Consider the following 15,037-nt stretch of genomic DNA (forward strand, 5'->3'; position numbering starts at 1 on the left):
AGGCACAAAGTTAGGTATTTATATCCTATGAATTGCAATAGAATTAGCAGCACCTTTTATCTTCAATAGGTATTTATTTGTTGCCTGATCATAGTTTTCTGTCTTATAGGTATTATCCTCTTTAACGAACCCTTCCAGCGTCTGGCTGGAAAGCATACTATCATGTTCGATTTGACATGCCGCAGTTTTGGGTAGATTGATCGTGCAGGAAGATGCTGCTGTATTGATTTCGATAGTCGATAGGGAGAGCCGAGGCATGCCGAGGTGTAGCGTTAAAGAAGTCACACCGGCGTTGATCTCAAGGTCTGTGAATTTATAAGGGGCAAGGTGACCCGTAAAACTTGCTGCGCCCATATTGAATTTCAGGCTCCAGATAGGTGCGGTATTTAAGGCCAGATGAATACTATTTTGATGGGTGCTTGCTTTCTGTGTAACTCCTGTTATTTCGATATAGCTTCTATCTCCTTTTAAGTTATTTTCGACCTTCAATCCTCCATTGCCATTAGGAGAGCTAGCCTGGATAAGGTCTTTGGAAGGCAGACTATCCAGTACTAATGCCGCCGCACCGAGGTCGAAAGTCAACGTTGCTGCGTTAACGTTAGGTGGAAACGCCAACGTCACGGTATCCTTTAACGTGCTGTCTTGTGCGGAATTGTTCGATGTGAAGATCGGTAGATTGAAGCGTTTTGTCGAGGTGAGGCCGATATATAATAAAAAAATGCACATGCAGAGACTAACAAGCGCAGACCACATCGGTCCATTTCGCCTGTTCTGCAATAAAATATGGATCCCCACAGCGATGATAATCAGTGGCCAATAATCCAAGAGGGCATAAAAATTAAAATCGATGACATCGAAGTTATCGAGCAGGATGATAATCCCGAAGAAAATAAACCAAATGCCTGTGCCGACTTTTTTATTCATGCTGTATTCAATTGAGCAATATCTGGACGAAATATACCATTTATTGTGTAAAGCTACGGACCTTGCTTTTAATTATTTAAAGAAATTAGGCCGTTTATAGGTATAAATCGATCAATAACCCGTTATAGACGGTGAGTATGTTTTTCTTCAAAACAAATTATTAGATAAATTTTTAAACAAGCTCTCATATAAATATGTATTTTAGCATAACAAGAAGAAGATAATATATGTTTTTTTTCCATTTTGGCGAATACATCCTGCTATTAAAAAAGATCTTTAAAAAACCAGAAAAGTGGAAGATCTATTGGCGGGAAATCCTTCATGAAATGAACGAGATAGGTGTGGGGTCGGTTGGCCTAATTATTATTATCTCGACATTCATTGGAGCAGTAATGACCATGCAGATTGCCTTTCAATTGGTATCGGACCTCATCCCCAATTCTGTAATCGGGCAGATCAACCGGGATTCGAATATTTTGGAATTGGGACCGACGATATCGGCGTTAGTGTTGATGGGGAAGGTAGGGTCTTCGATATCCTCGCAAATCGGGTCCATGCGTGTTACCGAGCAAATTGATGCACTGGAGATTATGGGTATCAATGCAGCTGGCTATCTCATCTTGCCCAAAATAATTGCAGGAGTAATCATGGTACCCGTCTTAGTGACGATAGCCATATTTTGTGCATTGATAGGTGGTTTATTTGGCGGTTCTTTGACCGGAGCTGTGAGCTCCAGCGATTATATTATGGGAATTCGTGAATCGTTTAACGGTTTTACGGTTGCTGTAGCCATGGTCAAGGCATTTGTGTATGGTTTTATTATTACCTCTGTTCCGGCATATAAAGGCTTTTTTGTTAGAGGCGGTGCATTGGAAGTCGGACAAGCGGGGACTAAGGCGGTAGTCGTTGGATGTATCGTTATTTTGGCTAGTGACTATCTGATCACAGCATTGATGTTATAAGAATTAGAAGATGATAGAAGTTCAGGATATACATAAATCGTTTGGCGATAACAAGGTGTTAGAGGGAATTGATGCTGTTTTTGAGCCGGGCAGAGTCAGTTTGATCATCGGTGGGTCGGGTTCGGGGAAAAGTACCTTGCTGAAATGTATCGTCGGGTTACATAAACCCGATCAGGGTCGGGTATTTTTTGATGACCAGGAATTTACAAAAATGGATTTTGAAGAGAAGGTGCCTATACGTAAAGAAATAGGGATGTTGTTTCAAAACTCGGCTTTGTTTGATTCCATGACCGTTGAGCAGAACATCATCTTTACCTTGGATATGTTTTCCGACATGAGCAGAAAGGAAAAAATCGAGCGTGCAAACTTCTGTTTGGAACGCGTTAATCTTACCAAAACCAATAAGCTATATCCCGCTGAGTTATCGGGAGGGATGAAGAAAAGAGTAGGGATTGCCCGTGCGATCAGTATGAACCCCAAGTATCTTTTTTGTGATGAACCCAATTCAGGGCTAGATCCGGCAACGGCGATTTTAATCGATGAGTTGGTGCAGGATTTAACAGACGAATTTCAATGTACGACGATCGTCGTGACACACGATATGAATTCGGTCATGGGTATCGGTGATTATATTATGTTTTTATATCAGGGTCAAAAATTCTGGGAGGGCACCAAAGATGATATCTTACGTTCCGATACCAAGGAACTGAATGATTTTGTATTTGCGAGTCCCTTAATGAAAGCCGCGCGGGAAGTGATTAAGTAAGATCAATCTCCATAGCGATGTGATCCGTAAATTTGTGTATTAAGTGCTGTCGATTTTGCCTACCTTTGCAAAAAAGGATATTTTGTCGACGGAAACGAATATACAGCTACTCACACCGCAGCACTGGAAAGACTACGAACTCATCGACTGTGGTGATTTTGAAAAATTAGAACGGTTTGGTGACCTGATTTTGATTCGTCCGGAACCGCAGGCCGTATGGCCGAAAGCACTTGGCGATGCGGAATGGAACAAACGTTACCACATCAAATTCCGGGGTAGATCAGCTACCAGTGGCGACTGGCTCAAAAAGAATCCGAAAACGACCGATCGCTGGCATATTACATACAAAAACAAGGACGTAGCGATTAAGTTCCGGTTGGGACTGACTTCGTTTAAGCATGTCGGTATTTTTCCGGAGCAAGCAGTCAATTGGGACTATATTTCTGAATCCGTCCGATCTTTTAAAACTCCGAATCCCAAAGTACTTAACTTATTTGCTTATACTGGTGGGGCTTCCCTGATCGCCAAAGCGGCAGGTGCTGATACTACTCATGTCGATTCGATCAAGCAGGTAGTGACCTGGGCCAACGAAAACCAGGAGCTGTCCGGGTTGGACAACATCCGGTGGGTGGTTGAAGATGCGTTGAAGTTTGTCAAACGTGAACTCAAACGTGGTAACAGATATCATGGTATCATCTTGGATCCCCCTGCGTATGGGCATGGTCCGAAAGGCGAGAAATGGAAGCTCGAAGATCATATCATGGAAATGATGCAAGATGTTGTCCAGCTCCTCGACCCAAAGGAACATTTTTTGATCCTCAATACCTATTCTCTAGGCTTCTCATCGGTTATCGTCGAAAATCTGATCAAAACCGCTTTTTCGCAGGTCGAAAATCTCGAGGTCGGTGAGCTGTACCTACAAGCTACCGCGGGTCCTAAACTTCCGTTAGGTGTATTTGGAAAGTTTAGGAAAAATACTTGACCCTCAGATGGTTAACCAACGGCTTGCCTGCCTTGGGCTATGGCAAGAAAGCCCTGTACAAATTCATTATCCGTCAGCTCCGGGTATGCTTTATGTATCCGCGATAGTTCATCATACTGACCCGTCGATAATATTTCATTTGGGTTGAGGCATAAGATGTTTTTCATCAATCCCTGTCGCCGCAATGCTTCATGTATACCTGGGATACAGCCTTGAAAACTGTTTGCTGCATCAAACAATACCGCATTGGCATCGGTAGTCTGATTGGATAATATTTGCAATGCTCTCCAAAGTTCTGGATTTGGGTTGTTTTTATAAGCTCTCACCTTGTCCAAAAGTTCTACTGCTCGGCTAGTCCAAACGGCCCAGTGTCCCAATAAACCGCCACTAAACTCGATCTCGACCTCTTCTCCTTGGACATTGAATCGATAAATGGATAAAAGATCTTGCACAATGGTATCGTCATTTCCGGTATATAAAGCGATCTGGTCTCGCTTGGAAGAATAAGCAAGAGCACGTACAACGTCCAGCGTTTGGTATCGGTTGAAAGGGGCACATTTTATAGCTTCTACATTGTCTATCTCGACAAACTTTGACCAAAAATCATAAGTAAATATCCTACCGCCTACAGAGGGTTGTAGATAAAAGCCGAATACCGGGATGATTTTTGCAACTTCTCGGGTGCGGTTTAAGATCTGTTCTTCCGTTAATCCCTGCAGCCCTCCCATGCTGAGCAATCCCATATCGTAACCCAGACTTACCGCAAGATGTGCTTCATCGATCGCTTGCTCAACGGGTCCGCATATTCCGGCAATCTTAACAAAAGGGCGGGAGAGTTCAGATTGTTCTACCTCGTCGGCCGAGACTCGAAGTACTGTTTCCAAAAGATTGTGTTCGGGACGGCGTATCTCAAATTGAGTGGAATGCACGCCTACGGCGATTCCGCCAGCTCCGCTCTGGAGATAATATTGCGTGAGCAATCGCTGGTTCTCCTCATCAAATTGACGGTTTTCGTCGAGGCACAACGGGTGGGCAGGAATCACCGTGCCCTCTTTTAAAAGGGATTTCAGATTATTTTCCAATCGTTTCATATACTCTATTGTATGTTTTGATCTTGTTTTTAGTTATCGGTCGCTTGCTGTTTCAGCTTTTCGATCAGCCAAGCGTAGGTAACTTTTTTCTGTTCCGGGTAGATCTTGTGTTCGCCATCGCGTATGATGGAGACCTGCTTTGGGGACTGTATAGTATTGTAAGCCGCATAAATCGAGGTGGGCGGCGTGACCCTATCATTGAAACCCCAAGAAAAGAACCCCGGTACCCTTAGACGTCTTGCAAAGTTGACCACATCATAGTAGGATACGGTATTCATGATTTGATCTTTATGGTCTTGGTAGAACGCCGGCTTAGCAAAGACATGGGGCCATCCTCCGGCCCTGTTACTCAAATATCCGGTGTGGTCACACATCGCTGGGCAAAGGGCAACAAGGTAGTTGATTCTGTTTTCCAGTGATGTCGTGATGATAGACAGTGCGCCGCCTTGACTGGAACCCCAACCACCAATATTCTTGCGGTCAAATTGAGGCAGCGAATAGATAAGATCTACCGATCGGACACATCCTAAAATAACGTTCTTATAATAGTAAGAGTCTTTGTTTGTGATACCTTGAGTGCGATACTCTTTCAATTCATTGTGTTGCAAATCTTCATAGTACGATCTATCCATTGTCACGGGTCTGCCATGTATATAGATATCTAATGTAATGAAGCCTTTGGCGGCAGTCGTTTGATCTCCGCCAAGTGGTGCATACCCTGCTCCGGGAAAACGTATGATCGCGGGATATTTCCCTTCTTTTTTGGGAACACTAAGCACACCGTAAAACTTTTGGATGCCATTGTTCAGAAAGTGATACTCTGCTTGATACACATCTACCAGGTCGTTGCTTTTTTTGGGGATAGGTGTGAGTTTATAATCCAAGGGAATGCTTCTTGCATCGTTGATAGCTGCTGCCCAATATTGTTCAAAATCCGCAGGCATTGTTGCTGTGGGCTTGATTTTTTCGGGATCAAAAGCTGCGGTCGCTGCTGCTTTCTGTACTTTTCCATTGATATTTGCCGATACTTCACATCGCAAGAAACCTGCTTCATGCATTGTTCCACCGGACAGCTTGGCATATCCATCGGTGATGGCGATTGTGCCTCTCTTGACAGGAGGCATTTTTTCAGGGCCAATCGTATACGATAGATTAGCAGCCTCTATTGGCTTGCCGTCTACAAATAACTTTATGGTGAATTCCGTTGGTTCTCCTACGGTATATAGCCAGTCGCTTTTATCAAGCGTTATCGAAAAGTCCAGACCTCTGGCTTCGACGGTTCTAAGATCTTCTACATCTATTCCTGCTGTAGCGACTTGGGCACGTATTGGATATTGGATGTTTGCGAGTATAAACGCAAGAACCAGTTTAATTGTTGATTTCATTTTTAATATAGAGATACTGTTGTAGATTTATGCCGTCCGAAAAATATACGGCAGCCCGGTTATTAGGGGCTACCATATATTTACTATTCTATAATTTTGGCAATAGCCCAGCTTTCTGACGCTTTAACAGATTGATTGGAACGGAATCTCATGGTGTCTGCTCCTTTTATCCATGTTGTCCCTTCATGGTTATCTTTGTTATTAATAATTTGAAAGTCCTTGATAGCGATGGTTTTGGATTTCCCATTGTTATTGACAACCACATTGGATACACCCCAGCCCCGCTGTGCTGGCCTTGCAGACGCTTGCCCGATATATTTAAAAGCAATGTAGAGGGGTTTGTTAACCAACTTGTTTTTGGAAACATCTATTTCTCCGGATTCAACAGGTACTTTATCCGTAGCAAAATTCACCTTCTTCGTGATGTCTTCCCATGTTGCCGATTTAATTGATTCTAACGTATAATCTCCGTTAAAATCGGATGATACCCATATAGACAGGTTATTCGACTGTTTGCCATATTGCACACTGGTCTTAAATGACACGGTTGTTTTGTCTTTCTGGGCATACACATTATTAAGCGTTAAAAATATAATAACAGCCGTCAGTTGCAAAAATTTACTTAGATAATTTCTCATAGTTCTTTTTTATGGAGTAATATATTTATATCCCTATTGGTTTTTTGCCGCTTCTTTTAAGTCATTGTATTTTTTTAGCTGCTCCGCCGTCAATGCGGCTTCGTAATCTTTCTGTCTTTTTCTGTAGACCTTCGAGATTGCAGATTTTTTCTCCGAATCGGACAGATCGGTGTTTTTTCTGATTTTTGCGATGTCTTTAAATGACTGTTGTGTCAAATTGGTGATTTTCGCCTGTTGTTCTTCATTTAGGCCAATTTCGTTCATGGTCGCTATCTTATGTAAAAATACCGTGCTTTTTTTTTGCTGTGCACTGACAGTCAATGAAATTGCGAATAACAATCCTGCTAATAAAAGTGATTTTTTCATGATGAATTTGAATTATGTAAAAAAATTAGTTTAAAAAATTGACAATGGTATCTACGTATTCGGCTTCGATGATTTTGTATATAGCGTGCCCTTTATCTTTGATAATATGTGTCTCGGAGACTGCTCCAATCTTTTTCATTTGACGATCCAGTGCATAAGCATAATCCACATGTATCAAGTCGTCTTTCTCCCCATGAAAGGTCAGCAAAGGAGGAGCTGGCTTTTGGATGATGGATGCATCTTGTAATCCGCCCCAGAAATTAACGACTGCTCGAATAGGCACTATCCTTTGTCCGGATGCATAAGCTACATGCAATGCGGCCATTGCACCCGCCGACCCACCGCCGATTGCGACTCGCTTTAGGTCAAAAGGGTATTCGCCTGATTTTTCTTTTATCCAGCTCAGCACTTGGATAATATCTTCTGTAGCGGTCTGTACGGCTTCTTGCATGGCGGGATGAAATTTGCCATTTGCCCGGAGTCCCTTACTCATATTAGCCCGAGCGCTGGCTCCTGAGGTCTTATGGTGTTTGAGATAAAGTCTATAGTTGACCGACATTACGGCAAACCCCCTGTCCGCCAACTTACGTAAAAGGCCAGAAAGCGCAGACTTATCACCACCGGAGAAGCCACCCCCATGTATGTACAGGAAGACAGGGACCTTTTTCTTAGTGGTATGCAGAGGTAGATACAGATCAAGGGTGCGGTCACTAGACGTATCGGAATCATAGGGGACGGGTGGTTTATCGCCATACCTTAGGTTTCGCAGAATTTTTAATTCCCGATCAAGGGCGTTGGTCGTCGATTGCCCAGATACCACTAACGTGATGGAAAGCACCAGTAAGGTAGTTAGCCACAAAGCTCTTGGCATCCGTTGCAGATCTGGTGTGTCTATGATAAGTTGTTTTTTCATTATAGTCCAATTATATTTGAAGTATTTATCACTATTATTTTATGCGAAAATCTCTTTTCAGCGTCAACCAATGGGGACCAATATCTTTTGCGTTGAATAGTGAAGCTTGAATACTGGTCTCGGCTTCGAATCCCGTTCCTTTTGTGGTTTCTTTTGTCCTTTCCATGACGCCATAGGTATCCCGTTTTAATTTGGGGTCTTCGATCCGTACACCTGTAGGATAAGGTTCATTTTGCGGTCGCTTTACATTAAAAAATACATTATTCTCAAATTTGATATTTTCTGGATTTTTCGCCTTGGCTTCTGTCCACGTAATTGCTGTATCTTTTGCCGACACGACAATGTTGTCGGCGATTAAATTATTCCATGGGGGCAACACCGTTTTTTCATTTTTACCAGAACCTATGACAATCGGCTCTGCGCAATCCACTATCGTATTCCCTCGGACTTCGGTGTTTTTTATTTGCCAATATCCGTGTAAGGGCGGATTTTCCCATGCATTCATAAATGTTATGGTGGCGTTCAACCCCACACCGGTGAGTCCATGAAAGTAATTGTTAGTTATCTTGTGATCTTCGCCGATTATTCGGATCCCGCCTGTCCTTTCTTTTTGATTTCCAATGAAATAGTTTCCATAAACATTTGCTTTGTTGCCGTGTCTTAGGGTTACCATTCCTTTGCTTTCATAGAACAAGTTGTTACGGATCGTATTATTGGTGGATTTGTTGGAGATGATTTCTATTTCACCGTCACAGTTAACAAATACATTTTCTTCAACCAGGGTAAAGGAGTCGTGCATCGACCATTTGTCGGTTCCCATTCGAATCGTCTCACCTCCATTTCTCCCGAGAGGGGGCCGATTGGCAAAATAGTTGTGGTCGATCCGATGGTAATTAGGTTGATCCGAAACATAGACTCCGATGGTTGTACCGAGGTGAGTTTTGCCTTCGATATAGCAATGGTCGACTCGGTTTTTCGTGCCATAGAGGACGATCCAGCTGTTTCTTACTGCTTTATCAGGATTATTGTAATTCACGATAGCGCAATTTGTCAGTCTACAGTTGTTAGATTTCGCTGAAAATGATATAACATTTTCTTTTAATGTATAGCCATTTTTAAAGAGTAATCCATCTACGATCAACCAGGATCCTTCGATGATTAAACTAGAGCTTCCGGTCAATATTGTTTCTCCTGGATTTTCTACAGTCAATAGGATAGGAGATGTCTCTGTTCCTTGTCCTTTGAATACAAGCTTTTGGTCTTGCCACGTTTCGCCTTTCAACAAGACTATATCACCAGCAGCTAGATGAATTGTATTCAACTCTTCGGCAGAATGAATAGAATACTCTTTCGCAAAAAGAGGAAAACCTACGATGATCAAGGCTAAACTGATGACGATACTTTTCATGTTTTGTTTGAGTGGTGGTCTATGAATCAATTCAAGGTGGTTTCTCCCTGCTTAGCATTACTTTAATTTCCCTTCTTTGCTTCGGCCTTCATTTTCTTTAGTTTTGCCAGTTGTTCTGGTGTCAGGACGGCATTTTGTTCTTGTGTACGCTTACGGTACATTTCTATTTTTGCTTTTTTCTTTTCGCTTTCACTCAATGTTGTATCATCCACGATAGATTTGACATCTGTCGCTTTTCTGATTTCCACGATTTTTGTACGTTGTTCGGGAGTCATGTTCAATTCATCCATCACCGCTTTATGGTGTAAGAATATACCTTTTGGTTTTGTTTGTGCGTTCAGGCCAAATGATAGAAACATCGAAATAGCTGCAATTAAAAGTGATTTTTTCATGTTTTTTTGTTTTAAATGGATTAATATTAAGATTGTATGTAATACGCATAGACCTTTAATGTATAACTCGGACACGCATCAGCGATGGGCCAGTCGGATAATATAGGTATCCATCACTTTGAACCTTCGCAAAGCGGGCTCCTCGGAGAGAATTGTGCTGTGCTAATATATGGACGCTATGGTCAGCAGGATTGATAGCAAGGAGGTTTCCACTTATATTGTCTATGCCGTAGAGTAGTCCGTCAGAACCTACAGATTCACTCAATATTACCCTGCTGCGACCCGATGCGTCTGATCCTTCTACTTCACCGAGACATACGGTTTCACGTTTTACCGGATTAAAGACATAAAACTTATTATTGCCCGAGAAACCATAGATATTACCATTGGGAGCCCGTACCGCGGTGGTGTACGTTGTCGCGCCCGGAATAGGTTGGAGTTTATGGGATATTTTTTGTGTTTTGGTATCCCATAGGAAGACCCATGCTTCCTTTTCAGTCGGCTTTGCACTTGTTCCACCACGAATAGAAGAGGTGACAAATATCTCGTCGGTCTCCGGAACGGCCGTCACGGAAGTATAGCTTTGCTTGGGTATGAGATCCTTGAAGGTCACTGTTTTTAGGGCAACCGGATCGATCTGCACCAATGTACCGCCCAGATATCCTTTGATCGGGGCTGTTGGTGAATATATCTTCCCGTCAGATGCCGAGACAAGTTGTACAGGCCGCTCTTGTTTGTCTCGCCCATGCAGTTGTACCAGTAGACGTGGATTGTTAGCAGATTTTGGACGGTTCGGTTCGAAATATTCGATATAACCGCCCGTGTAACTGCTGGTAAACAACCCCTTGCCATAGGAGAGTAGGTCGTATATCTGCACACCGCCACGGGCAATACGCCCCATATTAGTCAATGCTCCCGTTTTCAGGTCATACGAAAACATATTGCCCGGTTTCATACTGCTTCCATATAGTTTTCCATGATGAATGTCGCTAATGCTGAATACCAGTTTGGAAGAGGCTTCAAATGAGCTTTTGACGACAGTCTGTTCTTTTGTCTTTTGATTCACCACTATGAGGTTCCCATTGTCATCGATATGCGAAGCAATCTTTCCATCAAGGGCCACAATGGGTTTCTCAATAACAGGTTGTGTCTCCCCGATCTGTATCCCATCCGCTGTACATAGGAAAAGTGTTTTTCCTTTCTTTCCATAGACTTTCCCATCGGCCGCCCGCCATATCGGAGGCGCACCATAAGTCTGTAGGTTTTCGGGCAACAATTGCTTTTTTTCTTTTGTCCGAGGGTCGTAAGACCATAACTCGCCATGCTGCATACCCATAGGGAAATAAATGATCCCATCGGCATCGCTCGCCGGTTTGATGACATATTCTACATTTGCATTTGGCGAAATACGGGTCAGATGTTCGACCTGCTGCGTGGCAGGGTCGAGAATGGACACGGACCCTCGTGGGAATGTGCCTACATAAATTTTACCATTTGGGGCGATCGTATAACTTCCTCCTACCCAGTAGGTACCGATGCCTGGTTTGCCAACAGTGGATATCTTTCCAGTTGGTATGTCGTATTTCAGAAAACGTCCCTTATTGCCCGCAAACAGATATAATACTTGCTCACTGTGTTTGAATAGTAATACGCTATTGGCTTTGCCATAGGGGGTGAGGTCTATCTGGATAAGCTTCCCGCTGACTATATGCACCCCAACTAAGGCACTTCGGTCAGCATCGGTAAGACCTGCCCAAGCTATAGGGCCGGTTTCCGGGTCGTTTGTCAGCAATTCAATGGAAAGATTCATTCGTATAGGCTTGCCTATATCTTCAAAAACATACTCTTTTTTTTCTTGAGCTAATGCAGTCGTTATACATATATGGAGAAAGAAACTCCACAACACTAATTTTTTCTTGATCATTATCAATTTGTTTTAAGCTAAGGTATTGACGATTTATTACCTATCCTCCCATGGGAACGGCTGTGTACTGCTATTCACTAAATCTGTAATGTCAGCCCAGCCTGCAAATCCTTTGGAAATGGCACCGTACGATACGAATGTCCCCAAGGCGACCTTGGTGACTATCTTGGACGAATAGGTATTGCCGCTGATCCTGACTTTGTCTGTATCTATTCCAAAATTGCTCAACAAGAGTGCTTTCTTATCTGTTACCGATCCGGTTTGTAAGGTGTTCCCTTCCTCAGCTGTTAACAGATAATTCCATTCGGGAGGACTGAATCCCGCATGGTAAAAGGTAATCGCATTCTCTGTGTTGGTGGAAGCGTTGTTTGTAAAACTATTATTTGTGAAAGCGTAATTCGTACGGAAATATTCATCGCCAACGGGTTCTCGACTGTTAAAAAGGGGGACAGAAATAAATACCTTGCCATCAAAACCCTGATTTCTGATAAAGGTCGACCCGCTCACCAGAGCGTAGTCCATATCGTCCCTAAAACGCACATAATCTCCTGTGCAGTCTTCAAAATGCGAATCAACGACCGACACATAGGAGGTGCCGTAAGCATTGTAAATATGGTGTGAATGGCTATCGATACCAATTCGTTTAAATGTACAATTTAGGAAGGTCACATGGCTTGTTCCCGGTTGGTGCGCTCCGGCCGCACCATAAATAATTCCCCGCATATCCGTCCAAGAGCAGTTTTCGATCAAAATATTCTTTGCTGATTTATCTGCATCCGATGTCACCCGAAAGGCATAACCCAACTCACCGCTCCCCGTAAACGAGATGTTTTTGACGTGTATATTTTGGGAATTTTTAATATCAAATAGTGAACTTTTGGATAGCGCGAGATCCTCAGGGGCCATAAAGACTGTCTTACCGTCTACGCCTTGCAAGGTGAGCCTATTTTGGGAATTACCGATTGAACTCAGTACCAGTGTTTTTTCTGTATAGGATCGGGAATAACTCCCTTCCGAAAATTGAACGTGAACTGGTGTTTTCTCAAGCAATTCATTCACTTTGTCCCAAAAGGCAGTGCTTAAGAAGTCGGCGGCATTTTTTGGGGAATCTCCACTTCCGTCACCTTGTTTTACATAGGACACATATTGGTATTTCTCGGTAGCGACATCATTTTCATCCAACGTTATTAAAAAGTCCGTGGGATACGAGCTTTTACTGCAAGAGACAAGAAAGAAAAGACACAGTATAATAAGATTTGTTTTCATAGTAATATGTAGGGACTAGTATAATTAAGGTTCGACGATGACTTTAACCTGTTTGACCACCTTTACTTCTCCCTCGGCATTGATGTTGGACGCCAAGAATGTAGCGACATATGTTCCGGGGACATCATAGGTGTACTTAAACTCGCCCAGCTGCGGATCTGCATAGCTTTTTATGGGCTCTCCCATATCGGGGCCTATATCTTTAGCACTAAAATCAATTTTTTCAGTGACGATCCAATTATCGTATGCCGGGTAGGGGCTATTGCCCCTTGGAAACCAAACGGCACTGCCTGAGGAATTAGGTCTACCTGGATTCCCTGGTGTTCCTAATTCAACAGCTGTCCATCCGCCGGTCTTTGTCTCAATCAGTCTCTGCCTTCCGGTCAACGTATTCGCCGTGACTGAAACCTGAGAAAGTGTCCATTGCGTCGGCTTTCCGCCGGGGATAGTCTGATTTCGGAAAGCAAAATACAGTCCTTTTTTCTCGGGGCCGACGATATCGGACAGGTCGAAGACACCTGAAGCTACTGTAGTACCATTATAGTTGCCATTACTTCCTATGGCTGAGGATAAAATGAACATATCAGTAATGTCTGTCCACTCGCCTGCATCAAAGCTGGCGCTTACATTTTCTGGTGAGAAATCTCCATTGAATGCCGTAGATACCAATACGGACAGTTGATCTTCTTGGTTCCCATAATTTGCATTCGACGAAAAAGAAACCTCAGGATCAAACAATTCCAAAGCTCTGCCTTCCCGATAGACGTAATCGTTGCCTAATTCCCCCGAATAGAATGTCACAATATTGGCACTACCTGTTAGGTCAAACTTGATTTCTTCGCCGACTTTTGCGGTGATCTCTCTAGTTGGTGCGTCAAAATCCAGCGTTTCGAGATCCATGGTTTTGCTGCAAGAGCTCAACAGAGCAGCTGCGAGTAGTAAGCAGATATATTTTTTTAACATAGTCATCATTCAATATTTTTGAGTTATGGTTGTTAGGGCGTAACCGTAATTTTTAGTTGAATAAGCTTTTTCGTCTTATCTTTATTTCCTCCATGAAAGGTAACATCATACTCACCAGGGATGTTATATACGTACGTATATTGCTCTAAAGGAAGGTCCGTATCTCTTTTAATAATAGTTCCCTTGTCGCCACCAACAGGAACTTTATTTGCTATAGCTTTGGTCACCGCCCAAGTATCCATAGCATTAGTAGATGTTTTATTCCGTGCTAGAAATAGACTGTTAAGGACACCTGTAGTAGCGTGGTACATTACACGAGGACCGGCTGTGCCGTCCCATTCTGCTCCATCCGTTCCTACATATCCATGCACTGCCATTTTCCAGTCTGCGTCGGCAAACGAACATATTTCAGTGGACTCTCCGCCTATTAATCCGGTAAATGACCAGCCTGGGTAAGTCACGCTGTTGGCCGTTCTGTCGTAACCATAAAAATACCACTGGGTAGGCCTATTACCCGAGGTACTTTGTTCTATATTATTTCTTACAGCGAGATAATAGGGTTTGTCTTCCACAATGAATTCGGATATGTCTGTAAGATCGGAAGAGAAGTTGACTACAGTTGCTCCCATAGGTGCTGGTATGTTGAATTTTGAAGTCATGTCTCTCCAATTGGCAGAGGTGATTCCTTCATAGCTATAGTCTTCATCGAAGTCCTGCGAAAGCAAAATGGATAGTGACTTTTGCTCCCCATAGCTGGAATTTGTATGGATGCGCAAAGTCGGGTTTTCAATAGATACCTCTCTTCCCCCGATATAATTATAATCTTTCCCAAACTCACCCGAGTAGAAATAAACGGTATCGGCATTGCCTTCAAACTGAAACTTCACAGTTTCCCCCGCCTTAACTTCCAAGGAACTCATTTTGACGTCAAACGGAATGATCTGAAATGTGCCGGGAGACATCTTGGGGTTTTCCTTCGTACAGGATAAGGCTGCCAACGCCAGCAAGCTCATATAAAATAAATTCGTTTTCATAACTTAATGCTTAATTGTATGAA

The 15,037-nt window shown here is 42.9% G+C and carries 15 protein-coding genes; 3 read left to right on the forward strand and 12 right to left on the reverse strand.

All coding sequences use genetic code 11. From position 1 onward, the window contains the following. Positions 1–18: 18 nt before the first annotated feature. Positions 19–924, reverse strand: coding sequence for a LiaF transmembrane domain-containing protein (locus tag G5B30_RS15415; protein ID WP_165320902.1), 906 nt, complete (start codon positions 922–924; stop codon positions 19–21). A gap of 227 nt (positions 925–1,151) precedes the next feature. Between G5B30_RS15415 and G5B30_RS15420 the strand changes: the two genes are divergently transcribed. The 3 genes from G5B30_RS15420 (at position 1,152) to G5B30_RS15430 (ending at position 3,634) form a co-directional block, all read left to right on the forward strand. Beyond that, positions 1,152–1,886 carry an MlaE family ABC transporter permease gene (locus tag G5B30_RS15420; RefSeq protein ID WP_165320903.1) on the forward strand — a complete coding sequence of 245 codons (735 nt, stop codon included), beginning with the start codon at positions 1,152–1,154 and terminating at the stop codon, positions 1,884–1,886. Positions 1,887–1,896: 10 nt separating this feature from the next. Further along, positions 1,897–2,652, forward strand: a complete 756-nt coding sequence (locus tag G5B30_RS15425) for an ABC transporter ATP-binding protein (RefSeq protein ID WP_165320904.1) — start codon at positions 1,897–1,899, stop codon at positions 2,650–2,652. 82 nt (positions 2,653–2,734) lie between these two features. Then, positions 2,735–3,634, forward strand: a complete 900-nt coding sequence (locus G5B30_RS15430; RefSeq protein ID WP_165320905.1) for a class I SAM-dependent methyltransferase — start codon at positions 2,735–2,737, stop codon at positions 3,632–3,634. Between the two features lie 11 nt (positions 3,635–3,645). On the opposite strand, the gene G5B30_RS15435 is transcribed toward G5B30_RS15430, so the two are convergent. From G5B30_RS15435 to G5B30_RS15485, 11 genes are all read right to left on the reverse strand, one after another. Beyond that, entirely contained in the window at positions 3,646–4,725 is a 1,080-nt protein-coding gene (locus G5B30_RS15435) for a dihydrodipicolinate synthase family protein (protein WP_165320906.1), read from the reverse strand. A 29-nt stretch (positions 4,726–4,754) separates the two neighbouring features. Beyond that, positions 4,755–6,110: an acetylxylan esterase gene (locus G5B30_RS15440; RefSeq protein ID WP_165320907.1), complete on the reverse strand. Its 1,356-nt coding sequence runs from the start codon at positions 6,108–6,110 to the stop codon at positions 4,755–4,757. An 83-nt stretch (positions 6,111–6,193) separates the two neighbouring features. Then, on the reverse strand, positions 6,194–6,748 hold the full coding sequence (locus tag G5B30_RS15445; RefSeq protein WP_165320908.1) for a DUF5017 domain-containing protein: 555 nt from the start codon (positions 6,746–6,748) through the stop codon (positions 6,194–6,196). A gap of 33 nt (positions 6,749–6,781) precedes the next feature. Continuing rightward, positions 6,782–7,114 carry a hypothetical protein gene (locus G5B30_RS15450; protein WP_165320909.1) on the reverse strand — a complete coding sequence of 111 codons (333 nt, stop codon included), beginning with the start codon at positions 7,112–7,114 and terminating at the stop codon, positions 6,782–6,784. 25 nt (positions 7,115–7,139) lie between these two features. Continuing rightward, positions 7,140–8,027 carry an alpha/beta hydrolase gene (locus tag G5B30_RS15455; RefSeq protein WP_165320910.1) on the reverse strand — a complete coding sequence of 296 codons (888 nt, stop codon included), beginning with the start codon at positions 8,025–8,027 and terminating at the stop codon, positions 7,140–7,142. 34 nt (positions 8,028–8,061) lie between these two features. Then, positions 8,062–9,435, reverse strand: coding sequence for a polysaccharide lyase 6 family protein (locus G5B30_RS15460; protein ID WP_165320911.1), 1,374 nt, complete (start codon positions 9,433–9,435; stop codon positions 8,062–8,064). Between the two features lie 62 nt (positions 9,436–9,497). After that, positions 9,498–9,827 (reverse strand): hypothetical protein, encoded by a 330-nt coding sequence (locus tag G5B30_RS15465; RefSeq protein WP_165320912.1) that lies wholly within the window; start codon positions 9,825–9,827, stop codon positions 9,498–9,500. Positions 9,828–9,882: 55 nt separating this feature from the next. Then, positions 9,883–11,751, reverse strand: a complete 1,869-nt coding sequence (locus tag G5B30_RS15470) for a PQQ-like beta-propeller repeat protein (RefSeq protein ID WP_165320913.1) — start codon at positions 11,749–11,751, stop codon at positions 9,883–9,885. 36 nt (positions 11,752–11,787) lie between these two features. Continuing rightward, entirely contained in the window at positions 11,788–13,017 is a 1,230-nt protein-coding gene (locus G5B30_RS15475) for a hypothetical protein (RefSeq protein ID WP_165320914.1), read from the reverse strand. Between the two features lie 24 nt (positions 13,018–13,041). Further along, complete coding sequence (locus G5B30_RS15480) at positions 13,042–13,980, reverse strand: DUF5017 domain-containing protein (RefSeq protein WP_206367161.1); 939 nt, start codon at positions 13,978–13,980, stop codon at positions 13,042–13,044. 32 nt (positions 13,981–14,012) lie between these two features. After that, entirely contained in the window at positions 14,013–15,014 is a 1,002-nt protein-coding gene (locus G5B30_RS15485; RefSeq protein ID WP_165320916.1) for a DUF5017 domain-containing protein, read from the reverse strand. Positions 15,015–15,037: the final 23 nt, after the last annotated feature.

This window comes from Sphingobacterium sp. SGG-5 (assembly GCF_011043525.1).
In the GTDB taxonomy this organism is placed as follows: Bacteria; Bacteroidota; Bacteroidia; order Sphingobacteriales; family Sphingobacteriaceae; genus Sphingobacterium.

Coding starts and splice junctions, on each gene's coding strand:
- G5B30_RS15435 (WP_165320906.1), bottom strand. CDS start 4,725: ATGAAACGATTGGAAAATAATCTGAAATCCCTTTTAAAAGAGGGCACG.
- G5B30_RS15445 (WP_165320908.1), bottom strand. CDS start 6,748: ATGAGAAATTATCTAAGTAAATTTTTGCAACTGACGGCTGTTATTATA.
- G5B30_RS15465 (WP_165320912.1), bottom strand. CDS start 9,827: ATGAAAAAATCACTTTTAATTGCAGCTATTTCGATGTTTCTATCATTT.
- G5B30_RS15425 (WP_165320904.1), top strand. CDS start 1,897: ATGATAGAAGTTCAGGATATACATAAATCGTTTGGCGATAACAAGGTG.
- G5B30_RS15450 (WP_165320909.1), bottom strand. CDS start 7,114: ATGAAAAAATCACTTTTATTAGCAGGATTGTTATTCGCAATTTCATTG.
- G5B30_RS15475 (WP_165320914.1), bottom strand. CDS start 13,017: ATGAAAACAAATCTTATTATACTGTGTCTTTTCTTTCTTGTCTCTTGC.
- G5B30_RS15460 (WP_165320911.1), bottom strand. CDS start 9,435: ATGAAAAGTATCGTCATCAGTTTAGCCTTGATCATCGTAGGTTTTCCT.
- G5B30_RS15440 (WP_165320907.1), bottom strand. CDS start 6,110: ATGAAATCAACAATTAAACTGGTTCTTGCGTTTATACTCGCAAACATC.
- G5B30_RS15480 (WP_206367161.1), bottom strand. CDS start 13,980: ATGTTAAAAAAATATATCTGCTTACTACTCGCAGCTGCTCTGTTGAGC.
- G5B30_RS15470 (WP_165320913.1), bottom strand. CDS start 11,751: ATGATCAAGAAAAAATTAGTGTTGTGGAGTTTCTTTCTCCATATATGT.
- G5B30_RS15420 (WP_165320903.1), top strand. CDS start 1,152: ATGTTTTTTTTCCATTTTGGCGAATACATCCTGCTATTAAAAAAGATC.
- G5B30_RS15455 (WP_165320910.1), bottom strand. CDS start 8,027: ATGAAAAAACAACTTATCATAGACACACCAGATCTGCAACGGATGCCA.
- G5B30_RS15485 (WP_165320916.1), bottom strand. CDS start 15,014: ATGAAAACGAATTTATTTTATATGAGCTTGCTGGCGTTGGCAGCCTTA.
- G5B30_RS15415 (WP_165320902.1), bottom strand. CDS start 924: ATGAATAAAAAAGTCGGCACAGGCATTTGGTTTATTTTCTTCGGGATT.